The sequence below is a fragment of the Mesorhizobium sp. ArgA1 genome, from assembly GCF_053714375.1.
The window spans coordinates 249,095-270,005 of the sequence record NZ_JBSKBQ010000006.1 but is presented as its reverse complement, the minus strand read 5'-3'; the positions used below and the strand labels follow the sequence as shown (position 1 = coordinate 270,005).

Here is a 20,911-nt window from a genome sequence, read left to right as displayed (position 1 = left end):
CGCTCGGCTTTGTCGTCATCGCAAAATCCCCGTTTCAAAAACAGGGAATCATATCCACCCAATTTTGCAACAGTCCCACAAGGGGAGAAGGAGAAGCCGCCCCTCACGGCATCAACTGGTACTCATAAAGCTTCTGGTACAGCCCGCCCTGGTTGAGCAGCGTGCGGTGCGCGCCGCTTTCGACCACCTTGCCGGCTTCCAGCACGACGATCGTGTCGGCTTGGTGCACGGTCGACAGGCGGTGGGCGATGACGATGGTGGTGCGCCCGACCGTCAGCTGTTGCAACGCGTCGCGAAACAGCGCCTCGGATTCGGCGTCGAGCGCGCTGGTCGCCTCGTCGAGCAGCAGGATCTCGGCATTGCGCAGCATGGCGCGCGCGATCGAGATGCGCTGGCGCTGACCGCCGGAAAGCAGCGCGCCGTTCTCGCCGACATCCGTATCATAGCCCTTGGCCATGGCGCTGATGAAGTCATGCGCATTGGCCGCTCTCGCGGCGGCAATCACCTCGGCGTCGGTCGCGTCCTGACGCCCGAGCCGGATGTTGTGCATCACGGTGCCGGCAAACAGGAACGTGTCCTGACTGACATAGGCGATCTTTTCCCGCACCGAGGAGAGCGTGGCGTCGGAGATATCCTGGCCATCGAACAGCACCCTGCCGACCTGCGGGTCGTACATGCGCATGATCAGGTTCAGGATGGTCGACTTGCCACTGCCCGATGGTCCGACCAGCGCCGTCATCTTGCCGGCCGCGAGCGTCAGGTCGAGCCCTTCGAACACCGGCGGGCTTTCCGGGTAGGCGAAGCTGACATTGTCGAAATGGATTTCGCCCGGCCCGGCCTGCATCGGCTTTGCATCGGGTTTCTCGGCCAGCGTCAGCGGCCGGTCGGCGAGCTGGAACATCATGCGCACGCCGACAATGCCGGTTTCCAGCGAAATGCGCACGCGCGCCAGGCGCTTTGCCGGTTCGTAGGCCAGCAGCAGGGCCGCGATGAAAGCCATGATATTGCCCGGCATCTGGCCGCCACCCAGAACCAGGAAGCCGCTGACCAGGACGGAGCCGGAGATTGCCAACCCGGCAAGCGTTTCCATAACCGGACTGGTGGCGGCTTCCAGCGTCGCGATATTGTTGGCGCGGTTCTCCACGTCCGACACGGCCTTGTACATGCGCTTGCGCATCGCGCCTTCGAGGCCGAAGGATTTCACCACGCGCACGCCCACCGCCGTTTCCTGCATCACCTGCACGATCTGGCCGAGCGAGCGGAACTCCTGCGCGGCAATCTTGCGCACGCGTTTCAGGATGTGGTTGACGCCGTAAATGGCTACGGGACCAATGACAAAACAGATCAGGGACAGCGCCGGCTGCTGCCAGACCATCACCCCCACCAGCACAATCATCGTCACCAGATCGCGCACATAGGATGTGACGACGAGGTCGAGCACGTTGCGCGCTGCCTGCGCGTTGTTGGTCATGCGGGTGATCAGCTCCGACGACGAGGTCGAATGGTAGAACTCGATGCCTTGCGCCAGGATGCGGTCGTAGATCTTGCGTTGCCGGTCGGCGATGATGCTGTTGCCGACGCGGCTCATAAAGTAGGCCTGCACGAAGTTGGCGATGCCCTTAAAGACGAAGATCGCGGCGACCCCTCCGGCAATCAGGTTGACCCGGTCGAGCCTCTTGTAGATCACGAACTCATTGGTGATCTCGCGAAGAATCCAGGCGCTGGCGCCGGTCATGGCGGCCACCACCAGCATCGATGCGATCGCCGCGGCATAGCCAAACTTGTGCTCGTGGAAGGATTCCCTGACGAGCCTCGCGATGAGGCGCTGGTTTTCCGTAGAACGGAAGAAGCGAAACAATGGTTGATCCCATGCCTGACTGAGACGAATTTCGGATTCGCCACGGGGGCGAAAGGCGGCTTATAGAGCGAGTTGCCACCGGATGGAACCTTTCGCTGCCGCGGAGACAAACGGCTGCGGCCGGGTGTCTTTTGCGCCACGATTGTGACGAGTGATCTGCAGGGAGATGACGACAGATGGATTTCGACCTTGTTGTGCGCGGCGGAACCCTGCCGGACGGCACCGTCGCCGACCTCGGCATATCAGGCGACACGATCGTCGCCATCGAGCCCGAACTGAACGTCACCGCCGGCACGGCGATCGATGCACATGGCAATCTGATTTCGCCGCCCTTCGTCGATCCGCATTTCCACATGGACGCCACGCTGTCCTACGGCATTCCGCGCATCAACGCCTCGGGCACGCTGCTCGAAGGCATCTCGCTGTGGGGCGAGCTGAAGCCGCTGTTGACGCATGAAGCCGTGCGCGAGCGGGCGCTCGCCTATTGCGACTGGGCGGTCTCGATGGGCCTGCTTGCCATCCGCACCCATGTCGATGTCTGCGACGATAGGCTGCTGGCGGTCGAAGCGTTGCTCGACGTCAAGAAGACGGTCGCGCCCTATATCGACCTGCAACTGGTCGCCTTCCCGCAGGACGGCTTTTATCGTTCGCCGACGGCACGACAGAACACCATCCGCGCGCTCGACATGGGCGTCGACATCGTCGGCGGCATTCCGCATTTCGAGCGCACCATGCACGACGGCACCCGCTCTGTCACTGAACTGTGCGAAATCGCGGCAAAGCGCGGGCTGATGGTCGACCTGCATTGCGACGAGACCGACGATCCGCTGTCACGCCATATCGAGCAGCTTGCCTATGAGACGCAGCGCCTCGGACTGCAGGGCAGGGTGGCCGGCTCGCACCTTACCTCCATGCATTCGATGGACAATTACTACGTCTCCAAGCTCCTGCCGCTGATCGCCGAGGCCGGTGTGTCGGCGATCCCCAACCCGTTGATCAACATCATGCTGCAGGGCCGCCACGATACGTTCCCGAAGCGCCGCGGCATGACCCGCGTCAAGGAGATGCAGGCGCATGGCATCCGCGTCGGCTGGGGCCAGGACTGCGTGCTCGATCCCTGGTACTCGCTGGGCACCGCCGACATGCTCGACGTCGCCTTCATGGGCCTTCACGTCGCGCAAATGTCGAGCCCGGCCGACATGGCGCGCTGCTTCGACATGGTCACCAACGTCAACGCCGCCATCATGGGCCTCGACCATCTCGGCCTCGCCGTGGGCAAGCGTGCGAGCTTCGTCATCCTCGATGCCGGCAACCCGATTGAGGCCCTGCGTCTGCGCGCCGAGCGGCTCTGCGTCGTCGCCAGGGGCAAGGTGGTGGCCGAGCGCACGAAGCAGGAGACCCGGCTGTCGATCTCAGGGCGGCCAGGCCAGGTGAACCGGCGGCACAAGACTGCGTAGATACAGCCGATTTCCGCCGCTGGTCTTACCGATTTGCCTCGTCAAAGCGGCCGCTTGCGGATAGGGAGCCGCATGGCCCAGTCGCTTGCTCGCAGCTTCACGATGAGAAACGTGCTTCTGGCCGGCATACTTTTGATGCTGGCCGGCGACTTCATGTTCGCGCTGAACGACGCGATGGGCAAATGGCTGGTCGCCTCTTTCTCGGTTGGCCAGGTGGTTTTTATCCGCTCGATCGGCGCCTTCATCGTGCTTGGCCCGATGATCGCCAACCAAGGCGCTGGCAGACTGTTCCGGATGGAGCGGCCAGTCCTCCAGTCTCTGCGCGTGCTGGCGACTACGGTGGACACGGCGCTGTTCTATGCCGCTGTCGTCTATCTGCCGCTTGCCGACGTGATGAGCTTCTACATGGCCGGGCCGATCTATGTGGCGGCGCTGTCGCATTTCCTGCTCGGCGAAAAGGTCGGCTGGCGCCGCTGGGCAGCCATCCTGGTCGGCTTCTGCGGCGTGCTGATCATATTGAAGCCGTCCTCGGCGGCGTTCTCGCAGTCCTCGCTGTTCGCGCTGGTCGGCAGCATCGCGTTTGCCTTTGCCATCATCCTCAGCCGCCGCTTGCGCGGCACCAGCGACACCACGCTGGTCACCTGGCAGACCATCGGCACACTGCTGGTCGGCGCCGTGATGACCATCGGCGCCTGGCGCAACCCCTCGACACTCGATTTCGGCGCGATGCTTTTGCTCGGTGTCGTCTCCTGCAGCGCCCATCTGATGATCACTCGGGCGCTGAAACTGGCGCCAGCCTCGACGCTGGCGCCGCTGCACTACAGCCTGCTTTTGTGGGCGGTGATCTTCGGCCTCGCCTTCTTTGGCGACGTGCCGGGACCGCGCATCCTGATCGGCTCGGCCATCGTCGTGCTCGCCGGCCTGTTCATCTTCCATCGCCAGAAAGTGGTGGAAACAGTCGTGCCGCCGGAAAACGTGCCGAAAGGCGTGAACTGACCTAACCTTGGCGCACGGCCGCCAGATGGCGTGAAAACTCCGGCGTCTCCACCAGCGCCTTGCAGCGATCGAAACGGCCGTCGGCATAGGCGCGGAAATCCTCGACTGGGTTGTTGTTGGCAAGCTGGATCAACCCCCACAGCGTCCACAACAGGTCGCACATCGCCTTGTAGATGACGATACGGCCGCGCTCGGCTGGCCTCGCCTCGCCGCCGAAATAGGCGCGCATCAGCTCTTCCTCTTGCGCAGTGTCGAATTTGCCTTCGACGCTGAGATCGCCGATATCCCAGAGCGGGTCGTTCATCCCCGAATACTCCCAGTCGACGATCCACATCCGCTCGCCCGTATCGAGAAAATTCTCGCACAGCGGGTCGCAGTGGCAGGCGGCAAGCGGCAGCTTGTGAGCAGCAAGGGCGGCCCGCACGGTTTCGGATTCGCGCACCACGTCATGATAGCCGGGCGGCAAGGCGACGTCCTTGGTCGATAAAACCTTGAGATAGTCGTCGATCATCGCAAACAATTCGAAGCGGAACGGAAACGCCGCGTCGGACGCGTGCAGCTTGCGGAAGGCCTCGCCCGCGCGCGCCGGGCTTCCCGGTCGGGTCTTGAACTTCTCCGGCGACATCGTCTCCACTCCGGCAACAAAGCGAGTGACCAGCACGCCGGTCTCGGGGTCGACATGCAGCACTTCGGGACTGACGCCGGCCCGGGCCGCCTCACGCGCCGCCACCGCCTCATTGGCGCGGTTGATATACTCCTGTGTGCCCTTACCCGGGATACGCAGGCAGATATCGCCGGCCCGGAACACCAGATTGGTCATCCCGCCCAATCGCTCCAGTGGCCCGTCATAGCCGGCCAATGCCGGAATCGCCGCAAGTGTCTCGCGTGCCTCGTCCGTCCCCATGCCTGTTCCCCTGGCCGTGTTATTTCTTGCGGTAACGGTTCCACAGTTTTCGCCGTTTGGCTATCATCCGATCGAGGGTAAGCAGCGAGCTGGCGGAGAAACAGCCATGGCGGGAAACAAGGATCATGGTGGGCTCGGCGCCGCCTACGCGGCGCAACGCCCCGAGGACGTGGCCGCGATCTATGACAACTGGTCGGAAACCTACGATGCCGACATGTCGGCCGCCGGCTATCGCCACCCAACGATCTGCCTGGCCCTGCTCGCCCGCCATCTGCCGCGCGGTGCAGGCCCGCTTCTCGATGCCGGCGCCGGCACTGGGCTGATCGGCGAATGGCTAGCCATTACCGGTTATCCCCAGGTCGAGGCGCTCGACATTTCGCAGGGTATGCTCGCCAAGGCGGCAGCAAAGGGCGTCTATTCGGCGCTGCATTGCCTGGCGCTCGGCGGCCCGCTGCCCTTTGCCGACAATGCCTATGCCGGCATCGTCTCGGCCGGCGTTTTCACCTCCGGCCATGTCGGCGCCGAGGGGCTGGACGAACTGATCCGCATCTGCCGGCCGGGCGGCATTATCGTGCTGACGGTCAAGAACACGTTGTGGAACGCCGGCTTTGCCGACCGCATCGCTGCGCTCGAGGCTGAGGGCAGGGTCGTTTGCGCCGAGGAGACTGCGCCCTATGTATCGATGCCCGGCGAGGCCGATACGGTGCCCAGCCGCGGCCTCGTGCTGAGCGTTAGCTGATCCAGGATCTATACCTTGATCCTGCTCATCGCCGGATCGTACATCGGCTCCAGATGAATTTTTGCCGGCGTCCGTTCCATCGCCGCCACCAGCTCATAATCGCCGGCGGTGAGGAAATGGTCGCTGACGCCGTCGGCATTGCGGACATAGCCATAGCCGATGTTCTTGCCCAGCGTGTAGCCATAGCCGCCGCTGGTGAGATAACCGACCGGTTCGCCATTGCGCAGAATCGTCTCGCGCCCGACGAGCACAACATCCGGATCGTCGACGGTAAAGCCGGCAAAGCGTTTCTTCAGTTCGGCGCCGCTGATCTTTTCGAGTGCCCGACGACCGACGAAATCGGTGTTCTTCCGAAGCTTCACCGCCCAGCCGAGGCCAGCCTCCTGCGGCGTGTCGTTGGGCGTGATGTCGGAACCCCAGGCGCGATAGCCTTTCTCCAGCCGCAGCGATTCCAGTGCCCGGTAGCCGACCGTCCGGATATCGTGCTTCCCACCAGCGGCCATGAGCGCGTCGAAGATCTCGCCGGTGGCGGCGATCGGCACATGCAGTTCCCAGCCGAGTTCGCCGACATAGGTGACGCGCAGCGCCCGAACTGTGTGGCCGGCAATCGCGATTTCGCTGATATGGCCGAACGGGAATCCTGTGTTCGAGACATCGGCATCGGTCACCGCAGCCAGCACGTCGCGGGCCCGCGGCCCCATCAGCGACAGCGTGCCGAAATCCTCGGTGACATCCTTCAGCGTCACGTCGAGGTCCTTGCCGACATGGTCGCCGATCCAGGAGAAATCGTGTGTGCGGAAGCCGGTGCCGGTGACGATGTAGAATTTGTCCTCGGCGAGCCTTGCCACGGTCAGGTCGGCTTCGATGCCGCCGCGCGTGTTGAGCAGCTGCGTATAGGTCAGCCGTCCCACCGGCTTGGCGACATCGTTGGCGCAGATCCAGTCGAGCGCCTTGGCTGCATCGGCACCCGTCATCTCGTATTTGGCAAAGGAGGACTGGTCGAAGAGGCCGACCTTTTCGCGCACATGCCGGTGCTCGTCGCCCACGGCTGAGAACCAGTTCTGCCGGCCCATCGAATAGATGTCTTCGGGCCTGGCGCCCTCAGGCGCGAACCAGTTCGGCCGTTCCCAGCCGAGCTTGGAGCCGAAGACGGCGCGGTGAAGCTTCAGCCGGTCATAGAGCGGCGAGACGATGCGTGGCCGTCCCGAGACGTACTCCTCATGCGGAAAGCCGATCGTGTAGTGCTTGCCATAGGCTTCCAGCGTGCGGTCGCTGACCCATTGCCGGTCGCGGTGCAGGCCGGAAAAGCGTCTGATGTCGACCACCCAGAGGTCGAGTGGCGCCTCGCCGTCGACCACCCATTGCGCCAGCACCCAGCCGGCGCCGCCGCCCGACGCGATGCCGAAGGCGTTGAAGCCGGCGCCAACGAACATGTTGGCGCATTCGGGCGCGACACCGAGGATGAAATTGCCGTCCGGCGTGAAACTCTCCGGTCCGTTGATCATCTGCTTGACACCGGCCCGCTCCAGCGCCGGCACGCGCGCGATCGCCTGGCTCATATGCTGCTCGAAGTGATCGTAATCGTCGTCGAACAGGCGGAATTCCCATTCGTCAGGCACATCGCCGCCAGGCAGGCCGGTCGCCCAGGCCTGCGGGTTCGGCTCATAGCCGCCCATCACCAGCCCGCCGACCTCTTCCTTGAAATAGGTTCGTCGGTCGGGGTCGCGGATGGTCGGCGCGTCGGTCGCCAGCCCTTCGATCTTTTCGGTGACGATGTACTGGTGCTTGACCGGTTGCAGCGGCACGGAAATGCCGGCCATGGCGCCGACCTGGCGCGCCCATTGCCCGGCGCAGTTCACCACCTTGTCGCAGGCGATGTCGCCCTTGTTGGTCTTCACCGCGGTGATGCGTCCGTCCTTCATGTCGAAGCCGGTAACGCGGACATCCTCGAATTGCTTGGCGCCATGCATGCGCGCGCCCTTGGCCAGCGACTGCGTGATGTCGGAGGGGCTTGCCTGGCCGTCGGTCGGCAGCCACGAGGCGCCGACGAGATCGCTGGTCTCCAGCAGCGGCCACATCTTTTTCACCTCGTCCGGCGACACCAGCTGCATATCCATGCCGAAGCTCCTGGCGGTCGTCGCCAGTCGTTTGTACTCCGTCCAGCGGTCGGCGTTGGTGGCGAGCCTGAGGCACCCGGTCATCTTCCAGCCGGTGGCGAGGCCGGTCTCGGCCTCCAGCCCCTTGTAGAGTTCGACCGAATATTTGAGCACCCGGGTGATTGAGGCCGACGAGCGCAATTGGCCGACCAGCCCGGCCGCATGCCAGGTCGAGCCGGAGGTCAGCTTGCCCTGCTCCAACAGGACGACATCGGCCTTGTGGTCACGCGCCAGATGATAGGCTGTCGAACAGCCGATAATGCCACCGCCGATGACGACGATGCCGGCATGGGTGGGCAAGGTCATGGCTGTGTCCCGTACTTCGTGCGGTAATTGTCCAGCGCCGCGTCGAGCCGCGTCAGGTTCTCTGCGGTATAGGCGACGTAGTCGATGCCCGGCGCATCGAGATAAAGCTCGGAAACCATGCTCCACATCGCCTCGCGCAGCAGCGACGCGCATTGCATGGCCGCGTGCGAACGGCGGATCGCCTCATCCGGCTCGCGCATGAAATAGGCGGTGAGGAAAGCGAAGGAGTCCGCGTCGCTCATCTCGGCATTGGAGGCAACGCCGGCAAGGTCGAACATGGCGGTGTTGAAGCCGGCATATTCGAAGTCGATCAGCCATAGCCTGTCGCCATCGTCAAGAATATTTGCCGGCAAAAGATCGTTGTGGCCGAAGACGATCGGCAGCAGTTTCTGCGCCCGCTCCAACTCGTCGGCCAGCGCCAAAAGCCGTGGCAGCTCGTCCCGCTTGCGGCTGCCGCCTTCGTTCAGTGTGCGCGCATAGTCGCGGATGACATGGAAGACCCAGAACATGAAGCCTGCGCCGGAGATGTGATTGGGCATCTCGCGATGGAACCCGCGCATCAGCGCGGCGACGCGGCCGATATTGGCGCGCACGTCTGCGGCGACGTAGGTTTTTGCGCCGAGGAATTCCGTGACCATGATGCCGGGTTCGGAATAGCGGACCGCCGGCGCGAAGCCCGCTTCATGCGCAGCCCGCGATGTCATCACCTCGCGATCGCGAAAGACATGGTGGAACGGATAGTCCTGCCCAAAGCGCACGACGTGCCGCCCGGCGGCGTCCTTGACCAGATAGTTGGCGTTGCTGAGGCCGCCCGGCAGCGGTGCAATGTCGACGCTGCCATTCCAGCAGGGCAAGGCCCGGATCCGGTCTTCAGCAGTCACGAGGCCATCCCTGATTTGGCGGAGCTTCGACAAGGCGCCCTGCGCCGCGCAAAGAGGGCGGGGGAACGCAAAAAATCTCGTCGGTGCGGGATGCCGGGACTCTCCCATCCCGCGCCGCACCGACGAGCCCGTTTGGCCAGGTTTTGATACCCGGTCTCCGCCCCCGCGGATTTGAAAAGTCCTTGCGCCAAATCAATCCCAGACGGTCTGGCCAGACGGTCCGGTCCGTGAAATTGCGGCTCTGCCATCACCCTCCCGTGGCAGTTCCGAAGCCTGCCACGCGATCAATGTCATGCCAGTGCCGCCCGACTGTCAATCAAATGTTGTGACTTTTTTTGGGTGTTTTGCCCGAAACCACCTGCAATTCCTTTAAAAACGTCTGTATTGCCCGAGAACCGGGCAGGTCGCAGAATTCGGGAGGCCACATGATCCATTCGAAACGGCATGGCGAAATCCTCCGCCTCCTGAAGGAAGAGGGCACCGTCACCATTGCCAGCCTGGCGGACCGGCTGGGGGTCTCGCTTGAAACCGTGCGCCGTGATGTCAAGCCGCTCACCGGTAACGGCTCGGTGCTGAAGATGCATGGCGCCATCGGCCTGCCGTCGATGACCGGCGAGGCGCCGTTCGAACGGCGTATGCGCGACAATGCCGAAGCCAAGCGGCTGATTGCCCGCATGGTCGCCGCCACCATCCGCGACGGCGAGTCGGTGATGCTGGACACCGGCACCACCACCTCGTTCCTGGCCCGCGAGCTGCTCGGCCACCGGCGGCTGACGGTGGTCACCAACTCGTCCGACATCGCCCGCACGCTGGCCACCGTCAACGGCAACAAGGTCTATATGGCAGGCGGCGAGCTGCGCAGCGATTCCGGCGCGGCCTTCGGCGTCTCGGCGATCGACTTCGTCAGCCGTTTCTCGGTCAGCCACGCGGTGATTTCGATCGGCGCGGTGGACGCCGCCGCAGGGCTGGCGGACTATGATCTGGAAGAGGCGGAGTTCGCCCGCATGGTGCTGTCGCGCGGCCAGCGTTCCCTTGTTATCACCGACCACACAAAATTCGGTCGCCAGGGGCTGGTCCAGGTCTGCGGCTTTGACGGTTTTTCCGAACTCGCCACAGACCAGCCGCCGCCGCATGACATCGCCGCTGCCCTTGCCGGAGCCGGTGCGCGGCTCAGCATCGCAGGCGGCGAAGCCGGGTTCTGAATCCTGTCGCCGGATCGGGCATTTGGGGTTGCCACTTCCCAGCGCCGGCTTCGCCGTGTTTAGTCCGGCCATGGCCTTCACCATCCGCCAGTTGCAGTTCTTCATTGCCGTCGCCGAGCAAGGCACGGTGTCGGGCGCAGCGCAGAACCTGTCCATCTCGCAGTCGTCGGTTACCGAGGCGATCAAGGAACTGGAAAGCGACCTCGGCGTCGAATTGTTCGAACGCCATCCACGCGGCCTCAACATCACCCACAAAGGCCACCAGTTCTTGCGTCATGCCACCAAGATCCTGGCCGATGTCTCCGACGCGCGCCGCGCATTCTCCGACGACCAGGTGGTGGCCGGCGGGCGCCTGCAGCTCGGCGTCACCTCGCTGGTCGCCGGCTATGTGCTGTCCGATCTGCTTTCCCGCTATCGCCGCGCCTATCCCGGCGTCGAAGTCTCGGCCATCGAAGACAATGGCGACTATCTCGAGCACCTCCTGATCGGCGGCAAGCTCGACATTGCCGTCATGGTCACATCCAATTTGCGTGACCGCACGGCGCTGCAGTCGGAAATCCTCGAAGTCTCGGCGTACCGGCTGTGGGTGCCGCTCAGCCACAAGCTGGCCAGCGCCGACATTATCGGCATTGGCGATATTGCCGGCGAACCGCTGATTATGCTTACTGTCGACGAGATCGAGGAAAGCACCGGCAAGCTTCTGGCGGCGATCGGCGCCAAGCCATATGTCGCCTTCCGCACCCGCTCCGTGGAAGCTGTGCGCAGCCTCGTCGCCACCGGCGCCGGCGTGGCGCTGCTGCCTGACCTCGTCTATCGGCCATGGTCGCTGGAAGGCGACCGCATCGAATCCCGCGATATTTCCGGCACTCTGCCGGTGGTCCAGGTCGGCATGGTCTGGCGCCGCGGCTCCGGCCTGCCGCAGGCGGCCCGCGACTTCATCGGCCTCGCCCAGTCGCAGCGCACGGTGCGCCAGCAGCGCTGATCGGGTAACGTCTTTGTTTTGATGCATGTCGTTCTCTCAAAACCGGGGGCCACTTTTGGGTGACATGCATTTGGCACCTATCTATCGGAAAAACCGATATCGTGTTTCTGATAAATGAATTTGCGAAACCGGAATTTTCCAAGCACTTTTCATTTCAGGGACGAAAGCCGCCATCAGAGCGGCGACATGTCCATCGGACGAACTGACGCTTTTCAGCCTGCGGCTGACCGCAGCGAAGACCGGCTTCGCAGTCAGGCGCCAAAATGGGAGATTGACGATGAATTCATTTCTGAAGACGTGCACGGCTCTCACGGTCGCGCTCACCTTTTCCGGTCAGGCCGTCGCCCAGGTCAAGGAGCTTGGCAAGGGCGAAGGCGAGGTCAGCATCGTTGCCTGGCCGGGCTATATCGAGCGCGGCGAAACCGACAAGGGCTATGACTGGGTGACCGCCTTCGAGAAGGAGAGCGGCTGCAAGGTCAACGTCAAGACCGCCAACACCTCCGACGAGATGGTCTCGCTGATGAATGAGGGCGGCTTCGATCTGGTCACCGCTTCGGGTGACGCCTCGCTGCGCCTCGTCGCCGGCAAGCGCGTGCAGCCGATCAACACCGATCTCATCCCGAGCTGGAAGAGCGTCGACGACCGCCTGAAGGACGCGCCTTGGTTCACCGTCGACAAGGTGCATTATGGCGTTCCCTATCAGTGGGGCCCGAACGTCCTGATGTACAACACCGATGTCTTCAAGGAAGCGCCCAAGAGCTGGAACATCGTCTTCGAGGAAATGAACCTGCCCGACGGCAAGTCGAACAAGGGCCGCGTCCAGGCCTATGACGGCCCGATCCACATTGCCGATGCCGCCAACTATCTGATGTTCCACAAGCCGGAACTCGGCATCAAGGATCCCTACGAGCTGAACGAAGACCAGTACAAGGCGGCGCTCGAATTGCTGCGCGTCCAGCGCACGCTGGTCGGCCGCTACTGGCATGACGCCGCCATCCAGGTCGACGACTTCCAGAATGAAGGCGTCGTCGCCTCCGGCTCGTGGCCCTACCAGGTCAACACGCTGGTGGCCGCCAAGAAGCCGGTCGCCTCGACGGTGCCGGAAGAAGGCGTCACCGGCTGGGCCGACACCACCATGATGGAGGCCGACGCCGCGCATCCGAACTGCGCCTATATGTGGCTCGAGCATTCGCTGTCGCCCAAGGTCCAAGGCGACGTCTCGGCCTGGTTCGGTTCGCTTCCCGTGGTGCCCGCCGCCTGCAAGGGCAACGAGCTTCTGACCGACGAAGGCTGCAAGACCAACGGCTACGAAAATTTCGACAAGATAAAGTTTTGGAAGACCCCGGTCTCGAAATGCGCCACCCAGAACGACCAGTGCGTGCCCTATTACCGCTGGGTGTCGGACTATATCGGCGTCATCGGCGGACGTTGATCGCCTTACCCTCCCCCTGTGTGGGGAGGGTCGACGCGCAGCGTCGGGGTGGGGGACAGCGCGGTTCGTGCTAGGCCACCCCCACCCGCGGCTTCGCCGCGACCTCCCCACAGGCGTCGCGCGAACTCGCCACAACTCGATCCAAAAACAGACTGGCAGCCCATGACCTCGGCCGTTTCCTTCCAGAAAGTCTCACGCCATTTCGGGAGCGTTCGCGCCGTCGACGCCGTCGATCTCGACATCGTGCCGGGCGAATTCTTCGCCATGCTCGGTCCGTCGGGGTCCGGCAAGACGACGTGCCTGCGCCTCATTGCCGGTTTCGAGCAGCCGACCTCGGGCTCGATCTCGATCTTCGGCGAGCGTGCCGAAGGCGTGCCGCCCTATCGCCGCAACGTCAACACGGTGTTCCAGGACTACGCACTGTTCCCGCATCTCAACGTCCTCGACAATGTCGCCTACGGGCTGATGGTCAAGGGCATAGCCAAGGCCGAGCGGCAGAAGGCGGCGGAAGAGGCGCTGTCGCTGGTACGGCTTCCCGGCTATGGTGCCCGCCGTCCCGGCCAGCTCTCCGGCGGCCAGCGCCAGCGCGTCGCGCTTGCCCGTGCGCTGGTCAACCAGCCCAAGGTGCTGCTGCTCGACGAGCCGCTCGGCGCGCTCGACCTCAAGCTTCGCGAGAACATGCAGGAAGAGCTGAAGTCGCTGCAAAAGGCGCTCGGCATTACTTTCGTCTTCGTCACCCACGACCAGGGCGAAGCGCTGTCGATGGCCGACCGCGTCGCCGTCTTCAACGATGGCAAGATCATGCAGGTCGGCACGCCGGAAGACATCTACCAGCGGCCGAAGACACGTTTCGTGGCCGATTTCGTCGGCTCCTCCAACGTGTTGCCGCCGGATTTCGTCCAGCGCTATTCCGGCCAGCATCGCTGGGGCAGCTTGCGTCCCGAATCCATCCGCATCGGCCGCGCCGCGAAAGGCGATGGCGTTGCCGCGCGCCTGGTCGGAGCCAACTATCTCGGCGCCACGACAAGGCTGGCGCTCGACGCCGACGGGTTGCGGCTGCACGCCATCGTGCCGGCCGGCACGAAACTACCGGCGGAAGGCGAAGCGGTGGTGCTCACCTTCAACCGCGAGCACCTGCATCTGATGGATGAGCCGGCATGAGCCTCGACGCCGCCATGCCGCGCGCCACGGCCCCCGCCATCCTGCCCGGCAGCGGTGGCATGCGCGGTGCGTTGTCCGACCTGTTCTGGCGCCGGCCGCGATTGCTGCTGTTCCTCATGCTGCTGCCCCCGGTGATATGGCTGGGTGTCGTCTATATCGGATCGCTGTTCGCCCTCCTGGCGCAGAGCTTTTTCTCGATCGACGAATTCTCCGGCCTCATCAACCATGAGTTCACGCTGAAGACCTATGGCGACCTGTTCCAGGCCGCCAATCTGGACATCATCCTGCGCACGGTGACGATGGCGGTGCTGGTCACGCTGGCTTCGGCCATCATCGCCTTCCCCATCGCCTATTACGCGGCGCGCTATGCCCGCGGCCGCTGGAAGGCGCTGTTTTATCTCGGCGTCATGCTGCCGCTGTGGTCGAGCTACCTGGTCAAGATCTATGCCTGGAAGCTGATCCTCGCCAAGGAAGGCATTCTGACCTGGCTGCTCGCCAAATTGCATCTGCTCTGGGTGCTCGATGGCTGGCTGTCGCTGCCGGTCGTCGGCGGAAACTCCCTATCGGTCTCCGCCACCGGCACCTTCATCGCCTTCGTCTATGTCTGGCTGCCCTTCATGATCCTGCCGGTGCAGGCGGCATTGGAACGCGTGCCCGGCAATCTGGTCGAGGCCTCGTCCGATCTCGGCGCGTCGCCAGGCCAGACCTTCCGCAACGTGTTGTTCCCGCTGGCGCTGCCCGGCATCGTCGCCGGCTCGATCTTCACCTTCTCGCTGACGCTGGGCGACTACATCATCCCGCAGATCATCGGCACGTCGCGCCTGTTCATCGGCCAGGCCGTCTATTCGCAGCAAGGCACCGCCGGCAACATCCCGCTCGCTGCGGCCTTCACCGTCGTGCCTATCGTCATCATGGGCTTCTACCTCTGGGGCGCCAAGCGCATGGGGGCCTTCGATGCGCTCTGACGGCTCGCAATCCGCCCCGCTCGGCCTCAAGATCGCAGCAGCTTGCGGCCTGCTCTTCCTGCATCTGCCGATCCTGCTGATCTTCGTCTACGCCTTCACCACGGAAGAAAAGAGCTTCGTCTGGCCGCCGCCGGGGCTGACCACGCAATGGTTCGCCGTCACCTGGAACCGGCCGGATGTCTGGCAGGCGCTGTCGCTCTCGGTCCGCGTCGCCGCGATCTCGACGGCGATTGCCCTGATACTCGGCACGCTGTGCGCCGCCGCCGTGTCGCGTACGAAATTCTTCGGCCGCGAGACCATCTCGCTGCTCGTCATCCTGCCGATTGCACTGCCCGGCATCATCACCGGCATCGCGCTGCGCTCAGCCTTTTCGCTGGCCGACATCCCCTTCTCGTTCTGGACGATCGTGCTCGGCCACGCCACCTTCTGCGTGGTCGTCGTCTACAACAATGCGGTCGCCCGCTTCCGCCGTTCCTCGGGCTCGATGATCGAGGCCTCGATGGATCTTGGCGCCGACGGCTTCCAGACCTTCCGGCACGTCGTGCTGCCTAACATTGCGACCGCACTGCTTGCCGGCGGCATGCTGGCCTTCGCGCTGTCGTTCGACGAGGTCATCGTTACCACCTTCACCGCCGGCCAACAGCAGACCGTGCCGATCTGGATGCTGGAGGAGCTGATCCGCCCGCGCCAGCGCCCGGTCACCAATGTCGTCGCCATGGTCGTGGTTCTGGTGACGCTGCTGCCCATCCTGTTTGCCTACTATCTGACCCGCGACGGCGACCAGATCGCCGGCAGTGGAAAATGAAAACAGCGAATAGCGAGTAGCGAGTAGGGAAAGATGCACGACCGCCCCTATTCGCTACTCGCTCCTGACAAGGGAGAAATCCATGGACACTCAGATGCTGATCGGCGCGATCTTCGACAAGGGCACCGAGACCGAGGAGCCGATCCTCAATCCAAAGACCGGGGCGACCATTCTCAACCTGCCGGAAGCAAGCCCGGCGCAGATCGAGGCGGCGGTGGCGGCGGCGGAAAAGGCGTTTGTCACGTGGTCGCGCACCACGCCGGCGCAACGCTCGGGCTATCTCCTCAAGATTGCCGACCGAATCGAGGCCGAGGCCAAGGAGTTCGCCGCGCTCGAGGCGCTGAACTGCGGCAAGCCGATCAATGCCGTGCTCAATGACGAAATCCCGGCGATCGTCGACTGCTACCGCTTCTTTGCCGGCGCGGTGCGTTCGATGCCCGGCGTGGTCGCCGGCGAATATCTCCCCGGCCACACCTCGATGGTGCGGCGCGACCCGATCGGCATCGTCGCCTCGATCGCGCCCTGGAACTATCCGCTGATGATGATGGCCTGGAAGCTGGCGCCGGCGATCGCGGGCGGCAACACCGTCGTCTTCAAGCCGTCGGAACAGACGCCGCTGACGGCGCTGAAGCTGGCCAGGATCCTGGCAGAGGTGCTGCCCGAGGGCGTCGTCAACGTCGTGCTCGGCCGCGGCGACAGCGTTGGCAACACGCTGATCAACCACCCCAAGGTCAACATGATCTCGATCACCGGCGACGTCGCCACCGGCAAGAAGGTGCTGCAGGCCGCCGCCAAATCGGTCAAGCGCACGCATCTGGAGCTCGGCGGAAAGGCGCCGGTCATCGTCTTCGACGACGCCGATCTCGGCGCCGTGGTCAACGGCCTGCGCGCCTTCGGCTATTACAATGCCGGCCAGGACTGCACCGCCGCCTGCCGCATCTATGCCGGCAGGAAGGTCTACGACAAGCTCGTTGCCGATCTGTCCTCTGCGGTCTCGACCATCAAATACAACCAGCCAGATGACACTGAGAATGAGATCGGCCCGCTGATCTCGCGCCGCCAGCGCGACCGCGTCTCGAGCTTCGTCGAGCGCGCTTCCGAACTGAAGCACATCGAGATCACCACCGGTGGCAAACCGGGCGAGGGCTCCGGCTTCTACTACCAGCCGACCGTGGTTGCCGGCGCGCTGCAGGAAGACGAAATCGTGCGCCGCGAAGTGTTCGGCCCGGTCGTCTCGATCACCCGCTTTTCGGAAGTCGACGAAGCCGTGAACTGGGCCAATGACAGCGACTACGGCCTGGCGTCCTCGGTGTGGACCAAGGACGTCTCGCGCGCCATGGCGACGGCCGCCCGCCTGCAATATGGCTGCACCTGGATCAACACCCATTTCATGCTGACCAACGAGATGCCGCATGGCGGCTTGAAACAGTCCGGCTACGGCAAGGATATGTCGCTCTATGCGCTGGAGGACTATACCGCCGTGCGCCATGTGATGGTGGCGCACGGGTAGCGTCTCAGCGCTCAAGCATTTCAAGACCAGGGAGGAAAGAACCATGCATCGCCGCCAATTTCTGACAACCGCAGCCATCGCCGCTACGCTCTTCGTTGCGTCGCCGGCCTTTGCCGCTGACTCCGCGCAGTCGGTGGTCGAGGCCTATGTCGCGGCCTGGAACGCGCATGACTCGGCCAAGGCCGCCGGCTACTTCGCCGACGACGTCACCTACTACGACGCTTCCGTCGGCAAGCCGGTGGCGGGCAGGGAGGCCGCCAAGACCGGGGTCATCGACAATTTCCTGAAGGCCGTTCCTGATGCCGTATGGACGATGAAAGGCAAGCCGTTGATCGACGGCGACCGCGTCTCGTTCGAATGGGAGTTCTCCGGCACCAATACCGGCGCCTGGGGAGACGGCACCGCCGCGACCGGCAAGAAGTTCTCCTTCACCGGCGCCTCGATGTTCCAGGTCAAGGACGGCAAGATCGCGACCCAGAGCGACTATTACGACGCGCTAGGGTTCTACAAGCAGCTTGGCCTGATGTAGCAGCGCCGTCTGCTCCCCTTCTCCCCCTTGCCGGGAAGGAGGGGAGCAGCCGCTACTCGACAATGCGATATATGTTCCAGAGGCTGGTGCCCGACACGACGAACGGCTCCATCTCCTTGCCCCATTTGGCGTGCGCGTCGATCTTGCCGATCTTGGCGAAGAAAGCCTCCAGCTGGGCAAGGCTTTCGACCTGATGATGCGATTCGACCGTCGCTTCCCGGGCGCCGATCGAACCGGTCATGATCTGGAACTGCAGGTCGGCGATGCCGACCTGAGAGCCGATCTCGCGTTCCCATTTCTTGAGCAGTTCAAGCACGGTCTGCTTGTGCCCGAATTTGGCGTCGATCTGCCATCTGGCGCTGAACATTTTTGTCTCCTCCGGCTTTGCGGCCCAGGCCGCGGTTAGGTGGCCTACTCGTCCCAGGCCTGCACGACGGTCTGTCGTGCAATGCGTCCGTTCTTCAACTCCAGCATCGCCGCGCAGAACACCTTGGTTCCGTCCGGATAGGCGCAGGCCTGGGTGAAGGCGAGGTTGTCGCCATCGGCGATGGTGGTGTCGACCTTGTGGGTCATTGCCCGGCTGCAGATGTCGTCCCAGAATGTGCTGATCGCCGCCCGGCCACGGATCTCGCGCGGCTTGCTCGGCGGGTTGTTGCGATCGATCACGCGCACCAGCGCATCGTCGGCGTAGAAGCTCGCCAGCGTCCTGCCGTCCCGTCCTTCGATCGCTTTCTTGATCGCCGCGCCGTCAACGCTTTGCGTCTTGGTCAGCATCTTTTCCTCCATGGCCCCTCGATGGGCGGTTGATGACAAAAAGGGCTGCCCGGCGCCATCGCCGGGCAGGGTCTTTCACTGCGACTTGGCTTTGACGGCCGCGAACACGCCGTCGGTCTGCTGTTTGAAGGTCGCTAAATCGACCTGGCTGCCGTTGAGCATCGTCGACCAGTGGCGCACGATGGCCGCCATCGCGATCGCTTCCTTGATCTCCTCATCGGTCGCGCCATTGAGCTTGGCGGCCTCGGTGTGGAAATAGATGCAGTACTGGCAGGGGATCTGCGAGGCGACGGCCAGCCCCATCAGCTCCTTGGTCTTGCCGTCGAGCGCGGTCTTGGGGTTGAGCTGCACGCCCTTGATCTCGGCCCAGGCGCCGGCAACCGCGACATCGGGCAGCGTCTTGAACATGTCCGGCACCGAGCCGAGCGTCGCCTCGATGTCTTTGTAGGCGGCCGCCGCCGTAGCGTCCTCGGCCTTGGCAGGGGCAATCGTGAACAGTGCACCAACGCCTGCCGCTATCACCAGCGATTTGATCGACCTGTTTGACTTCAGCATTGCATCCTCCGTTCGCAGCGCCTTCCCGGCGACATCCGCCTGGGCTGCATGGAGAGAATTCGTAGCGCCTGCGCGCCCTTGGTCGCTTCGCCCGAAAGCGCCATGGCTCCTATGGCCCGTCCGGGCCAGTGTGCCTGGCGGAGAATGCCGCCGCCGCCGCCCGCGACGGCAGGTCGAGCTTCAGCAATATGTTGGCCACATGACGCTTGACCGTATGCTCGCTGAGCCCCAGCTCGGCAGCGATTGCGGCATTGCTCTTGCCGTCGGCGATCAGGCTGACCACCTCGCTTTCGCGCGCCGTCAGTTGAGCAGGCTCGGCAGACCTGGCCTTGGGACGGCAAGCGGGCTCGAGATGCTGTTCCGACGTCACCTGGACCAGCGCCAGCGACTCGTCCAGTTCATCCAGCGCGACACGGCCGGCATCGGCGAAATGCAGGCCGGAACCGGCGGCGAGGTCGGCGACCAGCCGCGACGCCAGTATCTCGCCGCGCCCGGCATGGGCGGCGATCTGCATCGTCACCCGTGCCATCAGTCCCATCGGCGGTCCGCGCATTTCGACCTCGCCGACATGCGCGCCCTGGGCGCTTGCAATGCCCATATGCTGCGCCGCATCGCGCAGCGCCGCCGCGCAGCGTATGGCCCGCGCCGGCCCGTCGAAGCGCGCGACCATAAGCTCGCCATGGATGCCGGCGGCGCGTCCGCCATGACGGCCGACCAGCTGCCGCCAGCTCTCCTGGAAGCGCTCGCTGCGTTCGCTCCACATGCGGTCGCCTACCCGCGCCGTATCGTAGATGCGTGTCGCCAGAAGAGCGGCAAGCACGCGCTCCGCTTCGATTACGGCGCGCTCGCCGGTCAGGAATTCCTCGATCAGGTCTGCTACCCGGTCGACATCGCCGGTCCAGATCGGGTGATCGCGGCCGGGGATTTCGATCAATCGCGCATTCGCGATCTTCTTGGCCAGGAAGCGGCTGGCGTCGGGGTCGACCCGCACATCGTTGCGGCGATGGATGAGCAGCGTCGGTGTGCCGATCGCCGAAAGTACACCGCGCACGTCGACCCCGGCATTCATCCGGGCCAGGGCAGCCGCTGCCGTCGGGCTGGCCGACAGCCGCTCGAAGCGCGCCCACCACTTGGTGAAATGCGCGTCATCGACGCGGCCCGGCGCAAAGTTGGGCAGAGTGGCGCCGGTGCCCCACTCTGTGCCCGCTGTCGCGATGAAGGCCTCGAGGCGTTCGGGCGGCATCACCCATTTGTGGAAATGCGCATAGCCGCCATAAAGCGCCAACGCCCGTGTCCGCTCCGGATAAGTGGCGGCGAACAACATTGCCAGCGGCGCGCCTTCCGAGGCGCCGAGCAAGGCCGCACGGCCACTGCCGGTGGCATCCATCACCACGCGCACATCGTCCATGCGGGTTTCGAGGCTGGGCAGATGGCGCGGGTCGACCCGGTCGGACAGGCCGGTGCCGCGCTTGTCGAACAGGATCAGCCGCGAGAACGCCGACAGCCGTTTCAACAGCCTGGTATAACCTTCGTCTTCCCAATGCAGGTCGAGATTGGAAATGAAGCCGGGCACGAAAACCAGGTCGAACGATCCCTGGCCGACCACCTGATAGGCGATCCGCACGTCGCCGCTGAGGGCATATCGCGTCTCGATCGGCCTCACGACTGCATCCCGCCCGGCCAGACGACTTCTGATCGT

General features: G+C 63.9%; 19 protein-coding genes. 11 read left to right on the top strand and 8 right to left on the bottom strand.

Features of this window, described 5'->3' with window-relative positions; genetic code table 11:
- Nucleotides 1–103: 103 nt before the first annotated feature.
- A complete protein-coding gene (locus ACWGTI_RS17010; RefSeq protein WP_454588171.1) occupies nucleotides 104–1,858 on the bottom strand; it encodes an ABC transporter ATP-binding protein in 1,755 nt (584 codons plus the stop codon).
- Nucleotides 1,859–2,034: 176 nt separating this feature from the next.
- On the opposite strand from ACWGTI_RS17010, the gene ACWGTI_RS17005 reads away from it, so the two are divergent.
- The gene (locus ACWGTI_RS17005; RefSeq protein ID WP_454588170.1) at nucleotides 2,035–3,315 is read left to right on the top strand and encodes an amidohydrolase family protein; all 1,281 of its coding nucleotides are present in this window, start codon (nucleotides 2,035–2,037) and stop codon (nucleotides 3,313–3,315) included.
- 72 nt (nucleotides 3,316–3,387) lie between these two features.
- Nucleotides 3,388–4,311, top strand: a complete 924-nt coding sequence (locus ACWGTI_RS17000; RefSeq protein WP_454588169.1) for a DMT family transporter — start codon at nucleotides 3,388–3,390, stop codon at nucleotides 4,309–4,311.
- Nucleotide 4,312: 1 nt separating this feature from the next.
- Here the strand turns inward: ACWGTI_RS17000 and ACWGTI_RS16995 are convergent, their stop codons facing one another.
- Nucleotides 4,313–5,215: a phosphotransferase gene (locus ACWGTI_RS16995; RefSeq protein WP_454588168.1), complete on the bottom strand. Its 903-nt coding sequence runs from the start codon at nucleotides 5,213–5,215 to the stop codon at nucleotides 4,313–4,315.
- A gap of 106 nt (nucleotides 5,216–5,321) precedes the next feature.
- Between ACWGTI_RS16995 and ACWGTI_RS16990 the strand changes: the two genes are divergently transcribed.
- On the top strand, nucleotides 5,322–5,954 hold the full coding sequence (locus ACWGTI_RS16990; protein WP_454588167.1) for a class I SAM-dependent DNA methyltransferase: 633 nt from the start codon (nucleotides 5,322–5,324) through the stop codon (nucleotides 5,952–5,954).
- Nucleotides 5,955–5,962: 8 nt separating this feature from the next.
- On the opposite strand, the gene ACWGTI_RS16985 is transcribed toward ACWGTI_RS16990, so the two are convergent.
- Nucleotides 5,963–8,416 (bottom strand): GcvT family protein, encoded by a 2,454-nt coding sequence (locus ACWGTI_RS16985; RefSeq protein WP_454588166.1) that lies wholly within the window; start codon nucleotides 8,414–8,416, stop codon nucleotides 5,963–5,965.
- On the bottom strand, nucleotides 8,413–9,297 hold the full coding sequence (locus ACWGTI_RS16980) for a phosphotransferase (RefSeq protein WP_454588165.1): 885 nt from the start codon (nucleotides 9,295–9,297) through the stop codon (nucleotides 8,413–8,415). The genes ACWGTI_RS16985 and ACWGTI_RS16980 overlap by 4 nt, the downstream gene beginning before the upstream one ends.
- A 425-nt stretch (nucleotides 9,298–9,722) precedes the next feature.
- Between ACWGTI_RS16980 and ACWGTI_RS16975 the strand changes: the two genes are divergently transcribed.
- The 8 genes from ACWGTI_RS16975 (at nucleotide 9,723) to ACWGTI_RS16940 (ending at nucleotide 17,883) form a co-directional block, all read left to right on the top strand.
- Nucleotides 9,723–10,499 carry a DeoR/GlpR family DNA-binding transcription regulator gene (locus tag ACWGTI_RS16975; protein WP_454588164.1) on the top strand — a complete coding sequence of 259 codons (777 nt, stop codon included), beginning with the start codon at nucleotides 9,723–9,725 and terminating at the stop codon, nucleotides 10,497–10,499.
- 70 nt (nucleotides 10,500–10,569) lie between these two features.
- Nucleotides 10,570–11,481: a LysR family transcriptional regulator gene (locus ACWGTI_RS16970; protein ID WP_454576699.1), complete on the top strand. Its 912-nt coding sequence runs from the start codon at nucleotides 10,570–10,572 to the stop codon at nucleotides 11,479–11,481.
- A gap of 277 nt (nucleotides 11,482–11,758) precedes the next feature.
- Nucleotides 11,759–12,913, top strand: a complete 1,155-nt coding sequence (locus tag ACWGTI_RS16965) for an ABC transporter substrate-binding protein (RefSeq protein WP_454588163.1) — start codon at nucleotides 11,759–11,761, stop codon at nucleotides 12,911–12,913.
- A 162-nt stretch (nucleotides 12,914–13,075) separates the two neighbouring features.
- A complete protein-coding gene (locus ACWGTI_RS16960; RefSeq protein ID WP_454588162.1) occupies nucleotides 13,076–14,074 on the top strand; it encodes an ABC transporter ATP-binding protein in 999 nt (332 codons plus the stop codon).
- Nucleotides 14,071–15,039, top strand: coding sequence for an ABC transporter permease (locus tag ACWGTI_RS16955; protein ID WP_454576676.1), 969 nt, complete (start codon nucleotides 14,071–14,073; stop codon nucleotides 15,037–15,039). The genes ACWGTI_RS16960 and ACWGTI_RS16955 overlap by 4 nt, the downstream gene beginning before the upstream one ends.
- The gene (locus ACWGTI_RS16950) at nucleotides 15,029–15,844 is read left to right on the top strand and encodes an ABC transporter permease (RefSeq protein ID WP_454576675.1); all 816 of its coding nucleotides are present in this window, start codon (nucleotides 15,029–15,031) and stop codon (nucleotides 15,842–15,844) included. The genes ACWGTI_RS16955 and ACWGTI_RS16950 overlap by 11 nt, the downstream gene beginning before the upstream one ends.
- An 82-nt stretch (nucleotides 15,845–15,926) precedes the next feature.
- Nucleotides 15,927–17,354, top strand: coding sequence for a gamma-aminobutyraldehyde dehydrogenase (locus tag ACWGTI_RS16945; protein ID WP_454588161.1), 1,428 nt, complete (start codon nucleotides 15,927–15,929; stop codon nucleotides 17,352–17,354).
- Between the two features lie 43 nt (nucleotides 17,355–17,397).
- Nucleotides 17,398–17,883, top strand: a complete 486-nt coding sequence (locus ACWGTI_RS16940; protein ID WP_454588160.1) for an ester cyclase — start codon at nucleotides 17,398–17,400, stop codon at nucleotides 17,881–17,883.
- Between the two features lie 52 nt (nucleotides 17,884–17,935).
- On the opposite strand, the gene ACWGTI_RS16935 is transcribed toward ACWGTI_RS16940, so the two are convergent.
- The 4 genes from ACWGTI_RS16935 to ACWGTI_RS16920 form a co-directional block, all read right to left on the bottom strand.
- Entirely contained in the window at nucleotides 17,936–18,250 is a 315-nt protein-coding gene (locus ACWGTI_RS16935) for a hypothetical protein (RefSeq protein ID WP_013891392.1), read from the bottom strand.
- 44 nt (nucleotides 18,251–18,294) lie between these two features.
- Nucleotides 18,295–18,657 carry a nuclear transport factor 2 family protein gene (locus tag ACWGTI_RS16930; RefSeq protein WP_454576671.1) on the bottom strand — a complete coding sequence of 121 codons (363 nt, stop codon included), beginning with the start codon at nucleotides 18,655–18,657 and terminating at the stop codon, nucleotides 18,295–18,297.
- 75 nt (nucleotides 18,658–18,732) lie between these two features.
- A complete protein-coding gene (locus ACWGTI_RS16925) occupies nucleotides 18,733–19,212 on the bottom strand; it encodes a carboxymuconolactone decarboxylase family protein (RefSeq protein WP_454588159.1) in 480 nt (159 codons plus the stop codon).
- Between the two features lie 109 nt (nucleotides 19,213–19,321).
- The gene (locus ACWGTI_RS16920; RefSeq protein WP_454588158.1) at nucleotides 19,322–20,875 is read right to left on the bottom strand and encodes an alpha/beta fold hydrolase; all 1,554 of its coding nucleotides are present in this window, start codon (nucleotides 20,873–20,875) and stop codon (nucleotides 19,322–19,324) included.
- Nucleotides 20,876–20,911: the final 36 nt, after the last annotated feature.

Excerpts from the sequence above, each read along its gene's own strand:
- ACWGTI_RS17005 (WP_454588170.1), top strand. The coding sequence starts at position 2,035 with ATGGATTTCGACCTTGTTGTGCGCGGCGGAACCCTGCCGGACGGCACC.
- ACWGTI_RS17000 (WP_454588169.1), top strand. The coding sequence starts at position 3,388 with ATGGCCCAGTCGCTTGCTCGCAGCTTCACGATGAGAAACGTGCTTCTG.
- ACWGTI_RS16995 (WP_454588168.1), bottom strand. The coding sequence starts at position 5,215 with ATGGGGACGGACGAGGCACGCGAGACACTTGCGGCGATTCCGGCATTG.
- ACWGTI_RS16990 (WP_454588167.1), top strand. The coding sequence starts at position 5,322 with ATGGCGGGAAACAAGGATCATGGTGGGCTCGGCGCCGCCTACGCGGCG.
- ACWGTI_RS16985 (WP_454588166.1), bottom strand. The coding sequence starts at position 8,416 with ATGACCTTGCCCACCCATGCCGGCATCGTCGTCATCGGCGGTGGCATT.
- ACWGTI_RS16975 (WP_454588164.1), top strand. The coding sequence starts at position 9,723 with ATGATCCATTCGAAACGGCATGGCGAAATCCTCCGCCTCCTGAAGGAA.
- ACWGTI_RS16970 (WP_454576699.1), top strand. The coding sequence starts at position 10,570 with ATGGCCTTCACCATCCGCCAGTTGCAGTTCTTCATTGCCGTCGCCGAG.
- ACWGTI_RS16965 (WP_454588163.1), top strand. The coding sequence starts at position 11,759 with ATGAATTCATTTCTGAAGACGTGCACGGCTCTCACGGTCGCGCTCACC.
- ACWGTI_RS16960 (WP_454588162.1), top strand. The coding sequence starts at position 13,076 with ATGACCTCGGCCGTTTCCTTCCAGAAAGTCTCACGCCATTTCGGGAGC.
- ACWGTI_RS16955 (WP_454576676.1), top strand. The coding sequence starts at position 14,071 with ATGAGCCTCGACGCCGCCATGCCGCGCGCCACGGCCCCCGCCATCCTG.
- ACWGTI_RS16950 (WP_454576675.1), top strand. The coding sequence starts at position 15,029 with ATGCGCTCTGACGGCTCGCAATCCGCCCCGCTCGGCCTCAAGATCGCA.
- ACWGTI_RS16945 (WP_454588161.1), top strand. The coding sequence starts at position 15,927 with ATGGACACTCAGATGCTGATCGGCGCGATCTTCGACAAGGGCACCGAG.
- ACWGTI_RS16940 (WP_454588160.1), top strand. The coding sequence starts at position 17,398 with ATGCATCGCCGCCAATTTCTGACAACCGCAGCCATCGCCGCTACGCTC.
- ACWGTI_RS16935 (WP_013891392.1), bottom strand. The coding sequence starts at position 18,250 with ATGTTCAGCGCCAGATGGCAGATCGACGCCAAATTCGGGCACAAGCAG.
- ACWGTI_RS16930 (WP_454576671.1), bottom strand. The coding sequence starts at position 18,657 with ATGCTGACCAAGACGCAAAGCGTTGACGGCGCGGCGATCAAGAAAGCG.
- ACWGTI_RS16925 (WP_454588159.1), bottom strand. The coding sequence starts at position 19,212 with ATGCTGAAGTCAAACAGGTCGATCAAATCGCTGGTGATAGCGGCAGGC.